The organism is Clostridia bacterium (assembly GCA_017405765.1).
In the GTDB taxonomy this organism is placed as follows: Bacteria; Bacillota; Clostridia; order Oscillospirales; family RGIG577; genus RGIG577.
Genome location: JAFQZS010000033.1, coordinates 45609 through 66699, shown reverse-complemented (window position 1 = coordinate 66699; position 21091 = coordinate 45609). Strand labels below are relative to the sequence as shown.

Genomic DNA, 21091 nt, shown 5'->3' with positions numbered 1-21091 from the left:
TTTACTTGTTTTTCATTATGAATACCTGCTTGCGCATACGTCTGAATACGCGCTCGCCCTTTGTTATCGCAAAGTTTATAAACGGCGAGAATACGAGATTGAGCTCGCCGATAAATTCGCAGAAATCGCCGCCGAAGCCTTTTTTGAAGCGGTAAAGACCATACAGCGGGTTGTCCTCGCTTATATCGCCGGACACGCCGCGAAAGTCGTATATACGGCAGCCCTCTTCTATGGACCAGCGTATCATCTCCCACTGGAGAAGATAGTTTGGCATGACGTTTCTGTATTCGTTCGAGCTTGCGCCGTAGAGGTACCAGACCTTGTCTCCGTAATGAAGCGCAAGCGTGCCCGCTATGGGCTTTCCTTCGTAATATGCCATGTAAAGGCGGCAGTGCTCGCCGAGTGACTCCATCATTTTCTTAAAATATCCCTCAGAGCGTATCATAAAATTGTCGCGCACGCCCGTTTCAAGCATTATTTTATAAAAATCGGGTATCCTCTCTGTGCCTTCTATCTTCGTTTCAACGCCGCGTTTTTTTGCCACGCGGATATTGTAGCGCGTTTTAGAGTGGAACATCGTCATGACCTCGTCCTCGGTCTTGCCTTCAACGTTCAAACGGAATACATAGCGCGGCTGTATACCCTCAAAATTCTTGGAGTCGGATATCGAAAAACCGGCTGCGCGCGCTATGCGCTCATATTCCTTGTCGGATGAAAGCACATCGGTGTCCATTTTGAGAACGTAGGATCTATGCTTCTTTGCCAAAGCCTTTGCACCCGCTACGAGCTCAAAAAACGTCTTTTCGTCGTGAACGTCGCAAACGGGGCCTCTAGGGGAGTACATTATGGTATACGGAAGACCCGGCACCTTCCTTATGAGAAGGAGCATGGTGCCCTTTATCTTTTTGTCCTCGCCGCGCACTATGACGCCCTCGCGCGTCCAGTTGTCTTTAAGGCGCGCCCAGAGCACCGACTGCATTATATTTCCTTTTTTATGGCCTTGTATGAACTGTTCATATTCGGCCGTGTTTATATCGTTTAAAAATTCCACTTGTTGTTCTCCTTTAAATGTCTGAGGTTTCGCATCATAGCGGCCTTGCCGCGTCCCGCAAACACTCTGCCTCGGTATTTTTCTCTGTATTCGCGGTTTGAAAGCCCGCATATTTCCTCTATGGAAATATACGGCGCAATATCGTGAAGCTCCTTTATGGGAGTGTCGTCCTGCGATTTATTCTTGGGGCAGGCGTTTAGGCAGATATCGCATCCCCACGCGTAGCGCGCGCGGGCAAAAAGCGCCGCGTCCGCATCCGAAAATTCGCGCCCGATTTTTTGGCTTATATGCGAAAGGCAGCGTGTGCGCTCAAAGCCGTTTTCGTTTATCGCGCCCGTGGGACAGGCGCGAAGGCACGGCGCGTCCTTGCAGCAGACGGGCGGCGTTCTGTATTCGTGCGCTATCGGCGCGTCTGTCACTATTTCGCCTATAAAGAAAAGCTGGCCGAATTTTTGTGATAAGCCTATGTCGTTCTTTCCGCGTATAATGAGACCGCCGAAAGCCGCCATATCTTTTTCGGAATACGGCGAGTCGTCGGTATAATACGAGAAACGAAAGCCCGGATAAAGCGCGCAAAGCTGTGTGCACACGCCCGAAAGGACACGTCTTATCACATGATGATAATCGGGACAGGCGGCGTATCGGGAGAGAACGGCGTTTTTTGGATAGCGTGATACAAAATAAGAAAACAGGCACACTATCGCCGTATCGTGCGAAAAGCCTACGCCTTCGAGCTTATGCGGGTATATCACGAACTCATTTTTTATCGGCACGACGCAGTATTCTGTAATATTAAAGCGGCCGAGCACGTCGCATATAGCCAACCATATCACTCCTATCGTATCATTATAACAAAAATATCGAAAGAAAACACCATCTCGCGTAATTTTTATAAATAATTTGCGTTGATTTGACAAAGGGATTGAATTTATAAATTTGTAATGGTAAAATAGAATTACCAAAAGAATGGGAGGTATATCAACATGGCAAGAACTACACTGGAAATAATACATCAGCACAGCGAGAATCTTATAGGCAAGAATCTTGAAGGCGTTATGGCGGATTTCGCACAGGACGCTATAATGATCTCTCCGCAGGGCGTTTTAAAGGGTCATGACGCTCTTCGCGCTAATTTCGAGGGCACTATAAAGAACCTTCTTACGCCCGACGCAAAGGCTGAGATACTTCTGGAAAAAGCGGAAGGCAAAATAGGCTACTGCATCTGGAAGCTCGAAAGCGATCATGTAAGCATTCCGTTCGCGTCTGATACCTTTGTTGTTGAGAACGACAAGATAGTTGCTCAGACCTTCGCCGCAGTAGTGAAAAAGAAGTAAGGATCAAAAACATAAAGACAACGCCGCCGGGAGCATATCGCTTCCGGCGGCTTTTTTGCCTTTAAAGCATAAAACGCCGCAAAAATGCGCATCATACCTGTTATCGGAGGTGGTTTTGTTGGCAGACAAGAAAAAAGAGCCTGCCAAGGCGCCAAACTTGTTTCGGGAGCAAAGAAAAAGCGTTTTAATAAAGCGCGCGGCGCTTGCGTCCGCGATCTCGGCGTTGGCGGCGGGCGCGCTTTTTGCGGCGGGAGGATATGGCTTTTTTGCGCCGCAAAAAGCCGACGCGACCGAAAGCAAAGAGGCTTTGGCAGAGGAGGCATATGCCGCGAAAGACGGAAGCATAGTGAAGACGCAAACATCTGTATCTTCTGAGGCGGACACACCGTACAATGATCTGCTTTCGATAAAAGAGATAATAAAGCAGAACAAGCCTGCCGTAGTCGGCGTGGTGTCAAGCCTTTACAGAGGCACTACGCTTGTAGGAAAGAACACGGGAACCGGTATAATAATGACGCAGGACGGATATATCGTGACGAACGCTCACGTCGTGGAGGATTCCTACGACCCCGCTGTCGTGCTTTACGACGGACGCGAGTTTACGGCAAGCGTTGCGGGACGCGATATAAAAAGCGACCTTGCCGTGCTTAAAATCGAGGCGGACGGGCTTATATGCGCCGAGTTCGGAGATTCGGACGAGGTGGAGGAGGGCGATTTGGCCGTGGCGATAGGAAATCCCATGGGGATGGAGCTTTCGGGAACGGTAACGGCAGGCATAATCTCCGCCGTGAACCGAGATCTTACGATAAACGACAGGATAATGACGCTGATACAGACGGACGCTTCGATAAATTTGGGAAATTCGGGCGGCCCGCTTATAAACAGCCAAGGAAAAGTGATAGGAATAAACTCCGTAAAGATAGCTTCGTCGGACGCGGAAGGACTGGGCTTTGCCATACCCATAAATGCGGCAAAACCGATAATAGAAGACCTGATAGAAGCGGGACACGTAAGAAGCAGACCGGTCATAGGCATATCGGGGCACGATATATCAAAAAGCGCATCGGATTTTTACGGTATGCCCAGGGGCGTTTACGTTGACTTTGTAAGTCCGGGCGGATTTGCAAAGGACGCGGGGCTTAAAGAGGGCGACGTTATAACGGGAATAAACGGCAAGAGCATTACGGGCATGTCGGAGCTTAATTTTGAAAAGGAGCGCTTTAAGGCGGGAGATGAAATAACGCTGGACATATGGCGCGACGGGGCCGCGCTGAAAATAGACTTAAGGCTTGCGCTTGAGAAAGATCAGTAAGAATATATAAAGAGGGCGAAAGCCCTCTTTTTATTATCCAAGCACAAAAAGGTTTTTTTAAAGTTACATATAGTAATTGCGCAAAATTTAAAAAATACTTTAGTATTACTAATTGCATTTACGCTTCAAGGGTGATACAATTTTAAAGGTTATACTATGATACAACATGTATTATGATGTAAAAGTTTAGGATAAGAGGTGATTTGAATTGAAAAGAACCTTTAAGGGTGGCGCACATCCTCACGATTTTAAAGAGCTTTCAAAAGACAAAGCCATCGTGACTATCGACGCGCCTGATAAGGTGATCATCCCTCTGTCACAGCATATCGGGGCGCCGTGCGAGCCGCTGGTGGCAGTGGGAGACCATGTTAAAATGGGGCAGAAAATAGGCGATTCCAAAGCCTTTATTTCAGCTCCCGTACATTCAAGCGTTTCGGGTAAGGTGCTTGAGATAAAGCCCTGTCCCAATCCGAGAGGCGTGGAGGTCATGTCCGTTATAATCGAGAACGATCATCAGGACGAGCCGTTCGAGGATTATTCTTTCAATGACCGTCTTGCGGATCTTGACCGTGAAACGCTTATCTCGCTCATACGCGAGGCCGGAATAGTCGGCATGGGCGGCGCGGGCTTTCCCACGTCGTCGAAAATAATATCCTGCGCGGAGATGAATATCGATTACGTGATCATAAACGCCGCGGAATGCGAGCCGTATCTTACGAACGACTACCGTCTTATGATGGAGTATCCGAATGAGATAATCGACGGTCTTACGGCGATAACGAAGATATTCAACTCAAAAATATACTTCGCCGTAGAGGATAACAAGCAGGATGTTATCGACAGATATCAGGATATGGTTAAAAACCGCAGCGATATCGAGATCGTACCGCTTAAGACAAAGTATCCCCAAGGCGGCGAAAAGCAGCTCGTTTATGCCGTATCGGGGCGCGTTATCCCTACCGGAAAGCTTCCCAGCGAGGTGGGCGCGATAATCATGAATGCAGGTACGGTATTTGCGGTTTATGAGATGATCCAGAAAAGAAAGCCGCTTTACGAGCGTATAGTGACAGTAACGGGCGACGCCGTATTCTCAACGGCCAACGTCAGAGTAAGAATAGGCACGACCTTCGATTATGTCCTTGAAAAGTGCGGCGGCTTCAAGGAAGAGCCCGCGAAGGTGATAATGGGCGGTCCCATGATGGGAATGGCTCAGTACCGCACGGACATACCGGTCGTAAAGACTACCTCCGGCATACTCTGTCTTACGAAAAAGAGCGCCCCGAAGCCCGATCGCACGTATTGCATAAGATGCGGCAAATGTATATCCGCGTGCCCGATGAACCTGCTTCCCGTGATGCTTTCAATGTATGCCGAAAAGAAGGATTACGAAAAGCTTGAAAAGTATGACGTTATGTCATGCATAGAATGCGGCACATGCAGCTTTACATGTCCGGGCAAAAAGTATCTCGTTCAGAACATCCGCGACGCGAAGGCCAAGGTTGGGGAAATACGACGTCGGCGCGCCGAGGAAGAAAAAGCGAAGAAAGAAGCGGAAAAACAAGCTTCATAATTTCTTTACATTATTTTAAATTGCCGATATATACGAAGGGGCGTTTGTCCGTCGTATAAAATAATCAGTAGGAGGCGTGAGTATTTGAATACAAGCTATGTCATGTCATCATCGCCGCATATGAGGTCGGATGAGACCGTAACAAAGATAATGCGCGACGTTATAATCGCGCTCGTGCCTGCCGGCGTAGTCGGAGTATATTTCTTCGGACCCAGAGCCCTCATGCACATTATCATAACGGTAGCGGCCTGCCTTGTGTCGGAATGGGCATATAACAAGATAACAAAAAAAGGCTACAATACCATAGGAGACTTATCCGCGGTAGTCACGGGTATCCTCCTTGCATATAATCTGCCTGTGGCCGCGCCGCTGTGGATAGGTATAGTGGGCGGCGCGTTTGCAATAATCGTTGTAAAGCAGTTCTTCGGCGGTCTGGGTCAGAACTTTATGAACCCCGCGCTGGCTGCACGTGCGTTTTTATTCTCATGGGCGGTAATTATGACTACATGGACGGCTCCGCATACGGTGCTGCCGCTTTTCGCTACTCCGGCGACGGACGCGATAGCAACGGCAACTCCGCTCGTTGCGTTAAAGGCGGGCAATATCCCGGACGCGGGCCTGTTTAACCTGTTTATAGGTGACGTGGGAGGATGTATAGGCGAAACGAGCGCTCTCTGCCTTCTTATAGGCGGCGCGTATCTCGTTATACGCAAGGTGATATCCGTGCGTATCCCGCTTGCTTACATACTTACGGTCGCTGTTCTTACGTTCATATTTGCAAAGGGCAACAACAACCTTGAGTTCATGCTTTCGCATGTTTTAAGCGGCGGCCTTATGCTGGGCGCTATATTCATGGCGACGGACTATGCTACTTCTCCCGTAACTAAAAAAGGACAGATCATATTCGGAGTAGGCTGCGGTCTGCTTACGGTATTTATCAGATATTTCGGCTCATATCCCGAAGGCGTGTCTTATTCGATTCTTCTTATGAATGCCTGCGTATGGCTCATAGATACCCATACGAAGCCGAAGGCATTCGGAGAGGGGGATAAAAAATGACGCAGGCAGTTAAACCTAAAAAGAAAGAAGCCGGCATTGCAAAGCTCGGCATAATACTGTTCATCATAACCTTCTGTGTCGCGCTCGTATTGGGATTTGTAAATTCGATAACAAAGGATCAGATAGCATATCAGGCTCAGCTTGAGATAGATAACGCTATCGCAAGCATTTATCCCGACGCTTCGAGTACAGAACAGCTTGCGGTCCCCGCCGACGTTGACAAAAAGCGCATCTCCTCCGTTTACGCCGCATACGGCGCAGACGGCGAGATAATGGGATACGCCGTCGCTTCTTCGCCGAACGGCTTCGGAGGCGCTATCGACCTCATGGTAGGCGTGCTTCCCGACGGCTCTGTAAAGAGCGTGCGCGTTCTTTCGACGAACTCGGAGACTCCCGGACTCGGCACGCGCGTGACGGAAGAAGAATTTATTACGCAGTATGACGGCATCACAGGGCCTATTGCGGTAATAAAGAACAGTGAACCCGGCCCGTCGGAGATACGCGCCATTTCGGGCGCTACGATCTCGTCCACGGCGGTAACTACGGGCGTAAACTTAGCAATTGACGTTGCCGCAGAAGTTGCGGCACAGGCAAATTAGGGAGGAGGCGAAGGATATGGCTAAAAACTTTAAAGTAGGCGAAATGTTTAAATCGGGCATACTTACGAACAACCCGGTGCTCGTACAGACGCTCGGCATGTGTCCCACGCTGGCAACTACCTCCAGCGTTGAGAACGGACTAGGCATGGGCGTTTCGGCAATGGTCGTACTCATTGCCTCGAATGTGGTTATATCGCTTCTGAGAAAGGTGATACCGAAAAAGATAAGAATAGCGGCATATATCGTAATAATCGCGGGATTCGTTACGATGATTGACCTGCTTTTGAAGGCTTACGTTCCGTCGCTTTCAAAGTCGCTCGGTCTTTTCATACCGCTTATAGTCGTAAACTGCATAATACTCGGCCGTGCGGAAGCGTACGCTTCCAAGAGGACCGTAGGCGCGTCCTTCTTTGACGGACTTACGATGGGACTCGGCTTTACGTTCGCGCTGTTTATTATAGCGACGGTGCGCGAGATATTCGGTTCCGGCACGTTCTTGGGCCACGAGGTATTCGGCCCCGCGTTCGAGCCCGCTTCGATAATAGGCATGGCTCCCGGCGGATTCTTGGTACTTGCGATAATCGTTGCGGTGATCCAGGTGATCCAGAGAAAGAAAAAAGAGAAGAAGGAGGGTAATGCATAATGCTGACGTCATTATTCTCTATTGCCCTCGGCGCAGTACTCGTTGAAAACTTTATTTTCAACAAATTCTTAGGTATCTGCCCGTTCTTGGGCGTTTCCAAAAAAGTTGAGACAGCAAGCGGCATGGGCATGGCGGTAACGTTCACAATGACCATAGCTTCTGCTATAACGTGGCTTATACAGCACTTTATCCTTGACCGTTTCGGACTTGGATTTATGCAGACAGTCGTATTCATTCTCGTAATCGCATCTTTGGTGCAGTTTATAGAGATGGCGCTTCAGAAGATGATGCCGGCGCTCTATTCGTCGCTCGGCATTTATCTGCCGCTCATTACGACGAACTGCGCCGTGCTGGGCGTTGCGCTTCTCAATATCCAGAACGATTACAACTTTATCGAATCCGTAGTATACGGCTTTACGGCTGCGATAGGCTTCACTTTGGCAATCGTATTGTTTGCGTCGGTTCGTGAAAGACTTGAGTATTCCGATATCCCCAAGAGCTTTGAAGGTCTGCCGATAGCGCTTGTAAGCGCTTCGCTCATGGCTATCGCTTTCATGGGATTCTCGGGTCTCAAGGTTATGTAGGAGGCGTGTATAATGAATATAGATGTAATGAACATAGTATACGCCGTAGGAACGCTCGCAATACTCGGACTTATATTCGGCATAATTTTAGGCATAGCGTCCAAGGTGTTTGCCGTTGATACAGACGAGCGTATTGGCGAAATAGCGGAGACTCTCCCCGGCGCGAACTGCGGCGGCTGCGGATTTGCAGGCTGCAACGCGCTGGCTACGGCCATTGTTGAGGGAAAGGCGAAGCCCAACTCCTGTCCCGTATCGTCGAAAGAGACTGCCGACCGTATAGCAAGCATAATGGGCATGTCTCCGGCTGCCGACGCCGTTCGTTACGGCGCGCGCGTAGTTTGCTCCGGAAAGAATAATATAGCTGCCCGCCTTAAGTATGAATACGACGGCGTGACCGACTGCGTATCGGCAATGAGATTCGGCAACGGCACAAAGTATTGCGAATTCGGCTGCATAGGTCTGGGCACCTGCGTAAAGGTGTGCAAATTCGGCGCTATAAGCATCGAAGACGGCGTAGCCGTAGTTGACAAGGAAAAATGCGTGGCCTGCGGTATGTGCCGCGACGCCTGCCCCAAGAAGATAATAGAGATGGTGCCTTACGACAGCAATATCTTCGTAATGTGCCATTCGCACGACAAGGGCGCGGCCATGAAGGAAAAGTGCACGGCCGGCTGCATAGGCTGCCGTATGTGCACGAAGGTATGTGAAACGGGTGCAATAACCGTTACCGACAACCTTGCAAAGATCGATTATTCAAAATGCATAGAGTGCGGCAAGTGCGTTGAGAAGTGCCCGAAGAAGATAATAAAGATAGACAAGAACAAGGCGATATTCTTCGACAAGGCAAACGAGCCCGTTTCGGTGACCCCGAAGCAGTAAATAAAATAACGGCTGTGGCGGCGGTGCGAAAAAGCACCGCCGTTTTTCTTTGGAGCTTAAAGACGCATATTTTTCTTCTTTAGGGTCAGAATAATTCAAAAAACTTATCGGTCTTAAACGGAGAAAGAATATGTTTGCAAGAGGTTTTGTTTCGGAAGATGATTTAAGCTGTATCGATATCAGAAAGCGCACAACGTCGGCGCGGACGGCGTGCAGCCTTGCGCGTCTGTCTCTTGCGGTCATTCGCAATAAGGCAAACGCCTTTAAAAGACGCCCGCGCACCGAGAGCATGGCATGGCTTTACGATAACGAGGATATGATATCGCAGACGGTCGGGGAGGCGCTGCGCGAAGCCGGAAAACTAGGAAAAATGCGCTCGGTAAAGGTATCCGGCGTAAAGTACCCCATTTCGTTTATGCTGGCATACAGGTACGCTTCCGAGCATGAGAACCTTGTAAAAAAAGAGGAGCTTTCAAGATATCTAAAAAACGCGGCCTGTGAATATGAGCTTAAAAACAGCGAGCTGGGCTGCTTTGATATTATGCTGAAGCTTGCGCTTGCGGTAAGGCTGGCAGGGGAAAACGAGGAGAATGCGGCGCTCTTTAAAAACGGCGTAACGTCGCTTTCTAAACTTTCTTCCATGGATTTTTCCGACGTGTTTTTTGAGGCAAGCCCTGTTGAAAGCGCGCTTTCGCGCGACCCTTCTTACGTATATCCGCGTATGGATAAAAAAACGCGCCTTTACTATCACAGCCGCATAGAAAAGCTTGCCCGTCTTGAAAAGATAAGCGAGACGGAGGCGGCAAGGATCGTAGTTCATGCGGCAAAAATCGAAACGGACGAAAGAAAACGGCACGTGGGATTTTTGCTTACCGAGGGGATATCAGAGCTTAACAAAGAGCGGCGTGACGCGGCGTCGGCGCATATATTTTATATTACGGCGCTCACCGCGATAGGCGCGTTTTTTACGGCTCTTTTTACAGGCAGCGCGCTTGGTACGGTCTTCGCTTCTGTTTTTATTCTTGATATCGTAAAAAAGCTTGCAGCGCGCATCGGCCTTTCTCAAAGCCCGCCTGCGGAGGTGCTGCGCATGGATTTTTCCGACGGAATACCTGACTCCCATCGCACGCTTGCGGTGATATCTTTGCTTATAGATTCGTGCGCGTCGATCGACCGCTTCGGCGTTCTTTTAGAGGAATACTATCTTTCAAACAGAGACGACAATATATCTTTCGGCATTCTGGGAGATCTGAAAGACAGCGAGACCCAATACTGCGAGAAGGACGAAAAGCTCGTCGCTTATGCATGCAATGTTATAGAGCGGCTAAACGAAAAATATGAAAGCGAACCGTTCTGTCTTTTTGTCCGCAGCCGCATTTACAATGAAAAAGATAAAAAATATATGTCTTACGAGCGAAAGCGCGGAGCTCTGTTAGAGCTTTCGCGCCTTATCGACAAAAAAGAGCGCGGCACTTTTTCAAAAATAATATGTAAGCGGGATATATCTTCGTTTGAGCACGTTGTGACATTCGACTTTGACACGCGCCCTACTCCGCATTCTCTGATACGTCTTATAGAAGCGGCGGCACACCCGATGAACGCGCCGCAGATCTCGGCCGACAATGCGCGCGTTTCGGCGGGATACGGCATACTTCAGCCGCGGATCGTTCCAAACCTGTGCGGTGAAGATGCTTCGCTGTTTTTAAGGATGATATCGGGCGCGGGCGGAGTTTCGTCTTATTCCGATCTGAGAGGAGATAAGTATCAGGACCGTTTCGGAGACGGCACATATATAGGAAAGGGGCTTTTTTCTCCGCGTGTTTTTTCGCGCGTGCTGTTTTGTGCTATAGCCGACAACGCGGTTTTAAGCCATGATCTGCTTGAAGGCGCCTATGTCCGTGTGGGTTTTGTCTCCGATGTGGAATGGAGCGACGAAGAGCCTAAAGACTTCAAATCGTTTTTTGTGCGCCAGGCGCGTTGGACGCGCGGCGATTTTCAGCTTTTGCCGTGGCTGTTTTTCAGAGTGAGAAACAAAGAAGGGAAAAAGGTTAAAAATCCCATAGGCGTTTTGGGGAGAGTAAAGATAGCCGAAACGATGCTGCGTTCGCTCATGCCGGCCGGCATGATGTTTACTACGGCGGCAACTGTGGCCGCGGCCCCTTCGTTCGGATATATTCCGTTTGCCATGATGATAATAAATCTGTTTCTCCCCGTTTTAGGCAGCATGATCGCACGAATAAGAGCCAAGCAGATTACAAGACCGTTTTCGCGTCATTTGAGCGGAATACAAAGAAGTGCGCTAAGAGCTTTAACATCGTTTGCGATACTGCCGTTTGAAGCGGTGCAAAATATAAGCTGCGCTCTTATAAGCGTGTGGCGGCTTATGGTCACGAAAAAGAATATGCTTGAGTGGTCGAGCACACAGTTTGCTTCGTCGAAGGGAGACACTTTAGGCGCATATATACGATACATGTTCGTATGTCCGCTTTCTTCGGCAGCGCTTCTTTTTTTCCCGCACACCATACTGTCGCTAACAGTGGCGATCATTTTTGCGGCTGCTCCCGCGGCGGCTTATGCGATGAGCCGTGACGTGCGCCCAAAAGACGCGCTCTCAAGCGGGCAAAAAGATGAGCTTAGGGCGCAGGCAAAAGCCATGTGGGGATACTTTAAAGATCTTATTACGCCGTTTGACAATTATCTCATTCCCGACAATTTTCAGGTCGAGCCTTATATAGGAGCGGCGCACAGAACGTCGCCCACAAATATAGGGCTGTCGCTTGTAAGCATGCTTGCGGCGTATGATTTTGCTTTCATTGATAAAACCGAGCTTTTTTCTTATGTCGAAAACACGATAAAAACCGTATTGAAGCTGAAAAAATACCACGGTCACCATTATAATTGGTACGATACGCGCTCGCTTTCTGTGCTTTCGCCGAACTACGTGTCAACTGTAGACAGCGGAAACTTCGCAGCCTGCCTTATAACGCTCAAAGAGGGCTTAAAGGACTTAGGCGCGCCGAACGAGCTTATAATAAGCATAGGGAAACTCATCAAAGAGGCGGATTTTTCCGTATTGTATTCAAAAGAGAGGCGCCTTTTTCATGTGGGCTGTAACATAAGCGAGGGAAAAGCGGACGAGGCGTATTACGATCTGCTCGCGTCGGAAGCGCGCCAGACGAGTTTTATCGCCTGCGCGCTAGGCCATGTGCCGCCCGAACACTGGAAAGCGCTCTCGCGCGACTGCGCAAAGGTGGGGCGCTTCGGAGGGCTTTATTCATGGACGGGGACGATGTTTGAATATTTCATGCCCGCGCTGTTCATGCCGCCGTATTATAATTCGCTCATCTACGAGAGCTTAAGATTCTCTGTGTTCTGCCAGAGAGCGCGTGTGGGCAGAAATAATATTTTCGGCATATCGGAAAGCGCTTACTGCGCATTTGACGGCAGTCTTGCATATCAGTACAAGGCGTTCGGTATACCCGACATCGCCAAAAGACGCGACGCCGACGGATCGCTCGTTATTTCGCCTTATTCGTCATATCTTGCGCTTTTAACGGACAAGAGGGCGGCTTTTGATAATTTAAGGCTTATGGCGAACATAAGTCCTTCGGGCAGATACGGCTTTTATGAAGCGCTTGATTTTGAGAACAGGGCGAGCGGTGAGCATTATGCTCCCGTAAAGACTTATATGGCGCACCATCTGGGCATGAGCCTTGTATCATGCGCAAACGCCGTTTTTGGGAATATAATGCAGAGGCGCTTTATGTCGGACAAAAGGATGAGCGCGTTCTCACCTTTTTTAAAGGAAAGGGCTGAACTTAATATAAAGGCGGAAAAAAGAAAATACCCGTATTTAAAAAAGACGGGGGTAAGCAAGGCCGAAAGCGCGCGCTTTGAGCTTGAAGCCGAGGATATAGACGCTTTCGCGCCGCGCGCGCATGTATTGGGGTCCTTGCGTTTTTCAAGCGTCATAACAGATGCGGGCGCCGGTTTTACAAGGTCTGAAGGAGTTTTAGTTTCACGCAGAGGATTTCACGCGGAGGATCCTAAGGGGATCTTCTTTTTTGCGGGGGAAAAAGATACAAAAAGCGCCATGGGGCTAACGTTTTCGCCCGCATACGATAAAAGCGTTTTTTACAGCGTGCGCTTTTTGACGCACAGCGCCGAATTTTCGGCCGAAGGGCACGGCTTTATAACAAAGCTGGACGTTTTATCAGGTGCGGGAAAGCCTCTTGAGATACGAACGGCCACGGTAAAGAATGCGCTGAAGAGAACGCGCAACGTCTGTCTTTCGATGTATTTTGAGCCGGTCATCGCATCGTTTTCACAGGATGAGGAGCACCGCACGTTTTCAAACCTTTTTATAGAAACAAGCTATAATGAAAGCGACAGACTGCTTATTGTGAAACGGCGCTCCCGCGGCGAAAAGAACGCGGAAAGTTATCTTGTCGCGGCGTTCTTCGGAGATACCGACGAGCTTTTGATAACGACAGACAGAAGAGACGTGCGAGAAAGGCTTTCGAATGCAGCCGAGCTTTTGCACGAGGCTTTGCGAGTTAACAAGCAGACGTTCGGCGGCGTGATAGACCCCTGCGTATTTTCGCGCGCCGAAAAAACGCTTAAAAACGACGAAAGCCTTACGCTTGGCGCTGTGATAGCGTCCGGAAAGGATCTTTCAGAGCTTTTAACGCTTGCGAGGTCGCACAGAAATAAAGGTGAGCAGGAGGCGCTCTGTAACGAGGCGCTTGCCCGCGCGGCGGCAGAGAACGATATTGGCAGGCTTGGCGCCGAAATACGCAGACGCGCTTTGGATATACTGCCGTGTCTTTATTTAAATATGCCGCAAAGAGATGCGCTGTCAAAATATATCGTAAATAACGTGCAGCCCAAATGTGCGCTGTGGAAGTACTGCGTATCGGGCGATCTGCCGATACTTATATATGTGCTTAAAGGCGAAGAGGACGGCGATGGGCTTAGAGAGGCGTTTAAAATGCTTTTGCTTTTTTACATGCGGGGAGTTGAAGCCGATCTCATTGTTCCGTATAAAGAACAGGGCGGGTATTTGAGGCCTTTGGAGACTTTTATAAGGGAAACGGCTCACGATTGCGCGCTTTTTTCGCTTTTAGATGCGCACGGCGGCGTGCATATCATAAACACGCTTGCCATACCGCATGAGGACGAGACGCTTATAATGTCGTGCGCCGCATATGTTTTCGGCGAGGACAAGATATCCAGATCGAGCCGCAGCGCGCCGAAAGCGCATATTGAAAGATGCGCGCCCGGTTGGGATCTTTCGCAGCTTAAACTGCAAAACGGGATAGGCGGTTTTTCCGAGAACGGATATGTTGTCGCTTCGGTCCCTGCGGCGCCGTACTCGCATATATTGTCAAACGGGCGCGCGGGCGCGCTTCTTACCTCGGCGGGAGGAGGATATTCGTTTATAGACAATGCGCGCGAAAACAAGCTTACGCCTATGACGTTCGACGCGATCTGCGAACCTCCGACCGAGACGACAAGACTTATATTTTCGGGCGAAGAGCGCCTTTTGGAAAGGCCCGAAGGCCGGGGCAAGCGGCATGTAAAATATACTGCCGGCGCGGCGGAATACTCTTTTTCGGGCCAAGGCGTGCGCGCGCGTGAGACCGTGTTCATACCTTTTGAGACGGACGCGGTGTGCCGCATCATAGATATATATAACGATACGGATAAGCCCATAAGTATACGCACGGCGTTTACGGCTCCTCTTTTGCTCGGCGCCGTTGAAAACGATTCGTTTCGTCATATCGTCACGTCATACGATGAAAAAACAAAGGCCGTTACGGCCAAAAATGCCGCAAATTCGGATTTTCCCGAAAGCAGGGCATATATTTACTGCGATACGCTCAGCGCCTTTACTTGTGAATATGAGGATGTGCTGAAAGGACGATATGATACCAAAAAGACGGGATACACGCGCCGCGCCTGCTTTTCGGTGTGCTGCGACAAAGAGCTTGCGCCAAACGAAAGCGCTTCGTTTGTGATAATGCTCGGCGCATTTTCAAAAGAGAGCGACCTTTTAAAGGCAATAGAACGCGCCGACGTAAGAAACATGAGAAGCGAGCTTTTGAACGTAAAAAAGACCTTCGGCAGCCTTTTCGGAAAAATAAAAATAAGCTCTCCCGATGAAAAGCTCGACATGCTTTTTAACGGGCCCCTTTTATATCAAACGTATATATGCCGCATAATGGCGCGCACTTCGTTTTATCAGTGCGGAGGCGCATGGGGATTCAGAGATCAGCTTCAGGACTGTCTATCCGTAATGTATATAGATCCGGATCTTGTAAGAGAGCATATAATTTATGCCTGCGCGCACCAGTTTGTCGAGGGCGACGTGCAGCATTGGTGGCATCCGATACAGCCTAAAGAAGAGAACGAATCGCACAGAGGCGTGCGCAGCCGTTACAGCGACGACAGGCTGTGGCTCGTATATACGGTTATGCGCTACGCGGAATTTACAAAAGATCACGATATATTCTCTCAGTATGCGCCTTTTATCACCCAGCCGCCTTTGGATAAAAGCGAGAGCGAAAGCTACGCTACTCCGAAAATGTCGGGCGAGAGCGCAAGCGTGTTCGAGCATTGCGTTCGCGCAGTGGAGGCGTCGCTTTCGTTCGGCGCGCACGGGCTTTGCAGGATAGGCGGAGGCGACTGGAACGACGGCTTCAATAAGGTCGGAGAGGAAGGAAAAGGCGAAAGCGTATGGCTGTCGTGGTTCCTTTCGGGCATTCTTTCAGACTTTTCGGACGTATGCGAAAGAATGGGACGCTGCGAGCTTTCGATAAAGTACAGAGATATTTCGCACCGCCTTTCGGAAAGCATCGAACGCGAGGCGTGGGACTCCGACAGATATATACGCGCATTTTACGACGACGGCGAGCCTTTGGGCGCGCGTGGATGCTCGGAGTGTCAAATAGATTCGCTTTCTCAGAGCTTTAGCGTGATCTCGCAACCCGAGAGCATCGGAAAACGTAAGCTTACTGCGCTTAGTACAGCCGTAAGAGAGCTGTGCGACAGGGAGCACGGGATAGTAAGACTTTTTTGGCCGCCGTTTGACGACAGCCCCAAAAACCCGGGATACGTAAAAGGATATGCGCCGGGAGTAAGAGAAAACGGCGGTCAGTATACGCATGCGTCGGTATGGTTATGCCGCGCACTGTTTTGGGCGGGAGAAAACGACACGGCATACGAGCTTTTGTCCATGCAGAATCCGCTTAACCATACAGACACAAAAGAGAAGGCCCTTCATTACGGCGCGGAGCCTTATGTTATAGCTGCAGATGTGTGTTCTGCGGGCGAAAATGCAGGCAGAGGCGGCTGGAGCTGGTATACCGGTGCGGCGTCATGGTATTATATAGTGACGATAGAGGACTTGTTCGGCATAAGAATAAAAGGCGGCACGCTTAGCTTTCTGCCGCATCTTCCCTCAAAATGGGACGCGGCAAAGCTTACGCTCGAATACCGTGAAGCAAAATATTCGATAGAATACAGAAATATCCAAAAAAAGAACGCGGCCGTGCGCGTTACTTTTGACGGCGAAATAATGAGCGGCAATGAAATACCTCTTTCGGGGGATAAAAAATTTCACAAGGTGCTCGTTGAGGTTTAAAAAAAGCTCAAATGATGCTATACTGAGTCTTAGAGCGAAAAAATGTGCATATCTGTGCATAAACGATAAAAAACAACTTGGGAGTGACATAAATGGATCATAAACGTATTGCGTTTAAAAATAACGCGGGGCTTAATATAATAGCCACGGATAAATTTAAGACGGGCTTTTTGAGCATAAATTTCATTCGCCCGCTCTCTCGCGGGGAAAACGCAAAAAACGCGCTGCTCGTGCAGGTGCTCAGACGCGGGTGCAGCGAGTTTAAAACGCAGCGCGAGATAAACTTAAAGCTTTCCAAGAATTACGGCATGCGTCTTGAACCGCTCGTAAGAAAACGCGGCGAATGTCAGATATTCGGCTTTTACTGCACGATGATAAACAATTCGTTTGCGTTCGAGGGCGAGGATATATTAAGAAACGCCGTAAATCTTATGGAAAAGATGATCTTTGAGCCGCTTGTTAAAGACGGCGCTTTTTTAGAGGAGTACGTAGAAAGCGAGAAGCGCAACTTAAAGAATTATATAGCGGCGCAGATAAACGATAAGATATCATATTCGATAAAACGCGCCACCGAGGAAATGTGCAAAGGCGAGCCGTACGCTCTTTCTGCATACGGCGAAGCAGACGACGTTGAAAAAATAACGCCCGACGAGCTTTATCGTCATTATATTGATATTATAAACGAGGCTAAGCTTGAGATATTTTACGTGGGAAGCGAAAAAGAGAAGGAAGTTGAGAGCGCGTTTGAATATGTAAAAAAACTGCCTGTGCGAATGATCGGCGCGCTGCCGGCCGTAAAGGTCACGGGCGAAGTAAAAGAGACGCGCCGAGTGACCGAGGAGCTTCGGGTAGCTCAGGGCAAGCTTGCCATAGGCTGCCGCACAGGGATAGTCGAGGGCGACGAGCTTTATCCCGCTTTGGTACTTGCTAATGCGCTTTTCGGCAGCACGCCCGTGTCAAAGCTGTTTATGAACGTAAGAGAAAAGCTTTCGCTGTGCTATTATGTCCGCTCAAATATAGATAAGCTAAAGGGCGTTATGATAATAGCCGCAGGCATTGAGAACGAAAACCTTGGGGTAACGCTTAAAGAGATAGAGGTGCAGCTTTCGGCCTTAAAGCGCGGAGAAATAAGCGAGGGCGAGCTTACGGCCGCACGCGCCGCGCTGGCGACTATGATAAATTCAACGCTCGATTCGGGATATCAGACAGAGGATTATTATATCACCGGAGCGATAAGCGGAGGCGCGTCGTCTCCGCTCGAGCTTCTTAAAAAGCTTGAGCGCGTGACGCTCGATGAGATAATCGCGGCGGCGAACGCGATAAAATATGATACGATATACTTCCTGAAAGGAACGGCGGAGGCAGAGGGCAATGAATAACGAAACGAAAATAACAAAAAAGAAATACGAGGCTTTAGGAGAGGAACTTATACGCATAGACCATAAAAGCGGGCTTACTGCGCTTGTAGTTCCAAAGCGCGGCTTTTCAAAGAAGTACGCCGTATTTGCGACAAATTACGGCTCGATAGACCGCGAGTTTGGGTCGGAGCATACGAACGGCATGATAACGGTCCCAGACGGTATCGCGCATTTTTTGGAGCATAAACTTTTCGAAGGAAAGGACGGCAACGCCTTTGAGAAATACGCCGTTACGGGCGCGCAGGCGAACGCTTATACGAGCTTTGACAAGACGGCATATCTGTTTTCCTGCACCGACAGATTTAAAGAAAACTTAAATATACTTCTCGATTTTGTGCAGTCGCCGTATTTTACAGACGAAAACGTACAAAAGGAACAGGGCATCATAGGTCAGGAGATACGCATGTACGACGATCATCCCGATTTCAGAGTGCTTTACAATCTTTTGAACCTTCTTTACGTCGAGCATCCCGTGCGCGTCGATATAGCGGGCACGGTGGAAAGCATCTCCCATATAACGCCCGAGATACTTAATACGTGTTATGATACGTTTTACGATCTTTCAAATATGGTGCTGTGTATTGCAGGCGATGTGAGCATAGACGACGTCATATCGGCGATGGATGAAAAGCTAATACCGAAGAGGGCGTTAAACATAGAGAGAAAGAAAGTTTCGGAGCCCGAAGGCATAGCCGGCGACTATACCGAGCAGCCGCTTGAAGTTGCGATACCGAAATTCCAGCTCGGTTTTAAAGACATATGCGGCGTGTTTACGGGCAGAGAGGCTCAGAAGAACGATCATATTACGGAGATACTCCTTGAAATGATAGCGGGCGAAGACACCGGCCTTTACAGCGACTTGTTCGGACGCGGCCTTATAAACAGAAGCTTCGGATCTGAGTATTACAGAGAGCGAAGCTTTGCCTTGAGCATATTCGAGGGCGAAAGCGAGGACCCGAAATCGGTAAGAGATGCGATTTTTGAGAGGATAGAGGAGCTTTGCGCCGATTTTGACGAGGATGCTTTCAATATCGCAAAAAAGAACGTATACTCACGAATGATTTTTCAGTTTAATTCTACGGACAATATTGCAAACAGCCTGATTTCATGTTATTTTAATGATATCGATATGTTCGAAGGCGCAGAGCTGATAAGATCCATATCGAAAGAAGAGGCGAAGGAACGTCTCGTGACTCATTTCAGAAAAGAGCTTGCAGCGCTGTCGGTGATATGTCCCGCAAACGGCAAACAAAGTTGAGCGGAGGTAAGATACATTGACGGCAGATAATTCTATATCATTTCCCGGACTGGGTATAAGTGTCGACCCGTCCAGAACGGCTTTTGAGATCTTTGGTTTTTCTGTATATTGGTATGGCGTTATTATAGGGATAGGTTTTGTTTTAGGGCTTTTGTATGCTCTTTCAAGAGTGCGATATGAGAAGATAAAAGAGGACGATTTTCTTATAGTACTCATAATATCTCTTCCCGTTTCAATAATTTGCGCCAGAGCTTATTATGTGATTTTTTATAGCTCCCTATATTTTACAGACGGAAAATTTGATTTTATACGCGCCGTGTCCATACGCGACGGAGGACTTGCCATATACGGCGGGGTCATAGGTGCGTTTTTGTGCGCGTTCATAATATGTCGGATAAAGAAGATAAGCTTTCTGAAGGTGAGCGACTGCGTTGCGGTAAGCTTTCTTATAGGACAGGGCGTCGGACGCTGGGGCAACTTTTTCAACAGAGAGGCCTACGGCGAGATAACGACGCTGCCGTGGCGCATGGAGATCTACGATCTGGCGGCTCATGCTCGCATCTGCGTACATCCCACGTTTCTGTATGAATCCATATGGAATCTTTTGGGGGCTCTCATTTTACATATCTATTATAAGCGCAAGAAATTCAACGGCGAGATCCTTTGCATGTATATCGCATGGTACGGACTCGGTCGTATGTTCATCGAGGGCATAAGGACCGACAGCCTGTATCTGTTCGATACGGGCGTCAGGGTCTCTCAGGCGCTTGCGGCGGTCTCGTTCGTTTGCGCGGTCGTTATCATAATCATAGCAAGAATAAAAACAAAGCACAGGGAGATAGGTTGATCATGTCGGCAAAAGTAATTGACGGAAAAGCACTTTCCAAAAAACTGAGAGAACAGATAAAAAAAGACGCACAGGCGCTTAAAGAAAAGGGCGTATGCCCGTCGCTGTCTGTAATAATAGTGGGCGAGGACCCGGCGTCGAAAACGTATGTGAAGAACAAGCGGTTGGCCTGCGAAGAGGTGGGCATAAGATCGGACGTATACGAATTGCCCGAAAGCACCACTTCTAAAGAGCTTCTTTCTTTGGTAAACAAGCTCAACGACGACGACAGCGTACACGGAATACTCGTGCAGCTTCCGCTGCCGGGGCAGCTTGACGAAAAGGTAGTTATCGAGAATATCCGCATCGACAAGGACGTTGACGCTTTCCATCCGCAGAATGTAGGACGCATAATGATAGGCGATTTTGATTTTCTGCCCTGCACTCCCGCAGGAGTCATGGAGATAATAGACGAAGCCGGCGTTGACGTAAAGGGTAAAGAGTGCGTAGTAGTGGGACGAAGCAACATAGTCGGCAAGCCGCAGGCAATGCTGCTTCTTCACAGACACGGCACCGTAACGCTGTGCCATTCGCGTACGAAGGACTTAAAGGAGGTAACGCGCCGCGCCGAGATACTCGTAGCGGCCGTGGGCAAGGCAAAGATGATAACCGCCGATATGGTGCGCCCAGGAGCCGTTGTAATAGACGTGGGCATGAACCGCGATGAGAACGGCAAGCTTTGCGGCGACGTGGATTTTGAGAACGTGAAGGAGGTCGCCTCCGTTATAACTCCCGTTCCGGGAGGCGTTGGTCCTCTTACGATAACCATGCTTCTTAAAAATACGATAAAAGCGGCCGAGCTTAAAGCAAAGAAAAATGCGTAGAGACCGCGTAAGCTGAATATATGAAAGAA

15 protein-coding genes are annotated in these 21091 nt (G+C 49.0%); 13 read left to right on the top strand and 2 right to left on the bottom strand.

The window, feature by feature from the left end; all coding sequences use genetic code 11:
• Nucleotide 1: 1 nt before the first annotated feature.
• Both IJG50_05455 and IJG50_05450 read right to left on the bottom strand, forming a co-directional pair.
• The gene (locus tag IJG50_05455; GenBank protein ID MBQ3379298.1) at nucleotides 2–1051 is read right to left on the bottom strand and encodes a peptidoglycan bridge formation glycyltransferase FemA/FemB family protein; all 1050 of its coding nucleotides are present in this window, start codon (nucleotides 1049–1051) and stop codon (nucleotides 2–4) included.
• Entirely contained in the window at nucleotides 1039–1875 is an 837-nt protein-coding gene (locus IJG50_05450; protein ID MBQ3379297.1) for an epoxyqueuosine reductase, read from the bottom strand. The genes IJG50_05455 and IJG50_05450 overlap by 13 nt, the downstream gene beginning before the upstream one ends.
• 159 nt (nucleotides 1876–2034) lie before the next feature.
• On the opposite strand from IJG50_05450, the gene IJG50_05445 reads away from it, so the two are divergent.
• From IJG50_05445 to folD, 13 genes are all read left to right on the top strand, one after another.
• A complete protein-coding gene (locus IJG50_05445) occupies nucleotides 2035–2385 on the top strand; it encodes a nuclear transport factor 2 family protein (protein ID MBQ3379296.1) in 351 nt (116 codons plus the stop codon).
• 118 nt (nucleotides 2386–2503) lie between these two features.
• Nucleotides 2504–3697 (top strand): trypsin-like peptidase domain-containing protein, encoded by a 1194-nt coding sequence (locus IJG50_05440; protein MBQ3379295.1) that lies wholly within the window; start codon nucleotides 2504–2506, stop codon nucleotides 3695–3697.
• Between the two features lie 208 nt (nucleotides 3698–3905).
• A complete protein-coding gene (rsxC, locus tag IJG50_05435) occupies nucleotides 3906–5267 on the top strand; it encodes an electron transport complex subunit RsxC (GenBank protein ID MBQ3379294.1) in 1362 nt (453 codons plus the stop codon).
• Nucleotides 5268–5369: 102 nt separating this feature from the next.
• Nucleotides 5370–6326, top strand: a complete 957-nt coding sequence (locus IJG50_05430; protein ID MBQ3379293.1) for an RnfABCDGE type electron transport complex subunit D — start codon at nucleotides 5370–5372, stop codon at nucleotides 6324–6326.
• Nucleotides 6323–6925, top strand: coding sequence for an RnfABCDGE type electron transport complex subunit G (locus IJG50_05425; protein ID MBQ3379292.1), 603 nt, complete (start codon nucleotides 6323–6325; stop codon nucleotides 6923–6925). Before IJG50_05430 ends, IJG50_05425 begins: the two co-directional genes overlap by 4 nt.
• A gap of 16 nt (nucleotides 6926–6941) precedes the next feature.
• Nucleotides 6942–7568 carry an electron transport complex subunit E gene (locus tag IJG50_05420; protein MBQ3379291.1) on the top strand — a complete coding sequence of 209 codons (627 nt, stop codon included), beginning with the start codon at nucleotides 6942–6944 and terminating at the stop codon, nucleotides 7566–7568.
• Complete coding sequence (gene rsxA / locus IJG50_05415; GenBank protein ID MBQ3379290.1) at nucleotides 7568–8152, top strand: electron transport complex subunit RsxA; 585 nt, start codon at nucleotides 7568–7570, stop codon at nucleotides 8150–8152. The genes IJG50_05420 and rsxA overlap by 1 nt, the downstream gene beginning before the upstream one ends.
• A 27-nt stretch (nucleotides 8153–8179) precedes the next feature.
• Nucleotides 8180–9031, top strand: coding sequence for an RnfABCDGE type electron transport complex subunit B (locus tag IJG50_05410; GenBank protein MBQ3379289.1), 852 nt, complete (start codon nucleotides 8180–8182; stop codon nucleotides 9029–9031).
• Nucleotides 9032–9161: 130 nt separating this feature from the next.
• The gene (locus tag IJG50_05405; GenBank protein ID MBQ3379288.1) at nucleotides 9162–16676 is read left to right on the top strand and encodes a hypothetical protein; all 7515 of its coding nucleotides are present in this window, start codon (nucleotides 9162–9164) and stop codon (nucleotides 16674–16676) included.
• Between the two features lie 92 nt (nucleotides 16677–16768).
• On the top strand, nucleotides 16769–18055 hold the full coding sequence (locus IJG50_05400) for an insulinase family protein (GenBank protein ID MBQ3379287.1): 1287 nt from the start codon (nucleotides 16769–16771) through the stop codon (nucleotides 18053–18055).
• Complete coding sequence (locus IJG50_05395) at nucleotides 18048–19352, top strand: insulinase family protein (GenBank protein MBQ3379286.1); 1305 nt, start codon at nucleotides 18048–18050, stop codon at nucleotides 19350–19352. The genes IJG50_05400 and IJG50_05395 overlap by 8 nt, the downstream gene beginning before the upstream one ends.
• 16 nt (nucleotides 19353–19368) lie before the next feature.
• The gene (gene lgt / locus IJG50_05390) at nucleotides 19369–20199 is read left to right on the top strand and encodes a prolipoprotein diacylglyceryl transferase (GenBank protein MBQ3379285.1); all 831 of its coding nucleotides are present in this window, start codon (nucleotides 19369–19371) and stop codon (nucleotides 20197–20199) included.
• A 2-nt stretch (nucleotides 20200–20201) separates the two neighbouring features.
• Entirely contained in the window at nucleotides 20202–21062 is an 861-nt protein-coding gene (gene folD, locus IJG50_05385) for a bifunctional methylenetetrahydrofolate dehydrogenase/methenyltetrahydrofolate cyclohydrolase FolD (GenBank protein MBQ3379284.1), read from the top strand.
• Nucleotides 21063–21091: the final 29 nt, after the last annotated feature.

Bases quoted from the DNA above. Each gene is read 5' to 3' on its own strand.
- IJG50_05445 (MBQ3379296.1), top strand. From the start codon at position 2,035: ATGGCAAGAACTACACTGGAAATAATACATCAGCACAGCGAGAATCTT.
- IJG50_05430 (MBQ3379293.1), top strand. From the start codon at position 5,370: ATGTCATCATCGCCGCATATGAGGTCGGATGAGACCGTAACAAAGATA.
- IJG50_05425 (MBQ3379292.1), top strand. From the start codon at position 6,323: ATGACGCAGGCAGTTAAACCTAAAAAGAAAGAAGCCGGCATTGCAAAG.
- IJG50_05420 (MBQ3379291.1), top strand. From the start codon at position 6,942: ATGGCTAAAAACTTTAAAGTAGGCGAAATGTTTAAATCGGGCATACTT.
- rsxA (MBQ3379290.1), top strand. From the start codon at position 7,568: ATGCTGACGTCATTATTCTCTATTGCCCTCGGCGCAGTACTCGTTGAA.
- IJG50_05410 (MBQ3379289.1), top strand. From the start codon at position 8,180: ATGAACATAGTATACGCCGTAGGAACGCTCGCAATACTCGGACTTATA.
- IJG50_05405 (MBQ3379288.1), top strand. From the start codon at position 9,162: ATGTTTGCAAGAGGTTTTGTTTCGGAAGATGATTTAAGCTGTATCGAT.
- IJG50_05400 (MBQ3379287.1), top strand. From the start codon at position 16,769: ATGGATCATAAACGTATTGCGTTTAAAAATAACGCGGGGCTTAATATA.
- IJG50_05395 (MBQ3379286.1), top strand. From the start codon at position 18,048: ATGAATAACGAAACGAAAATAACAAAAAAGAAATACGAGGCTTTAGGA.
- folD (MBQ3379284.1), top strand. From the start codon at position 20,202: ATGTCGGCAAAAGTAATTGACGGAAAAGCACTTTCCAAAAAACTGAGA.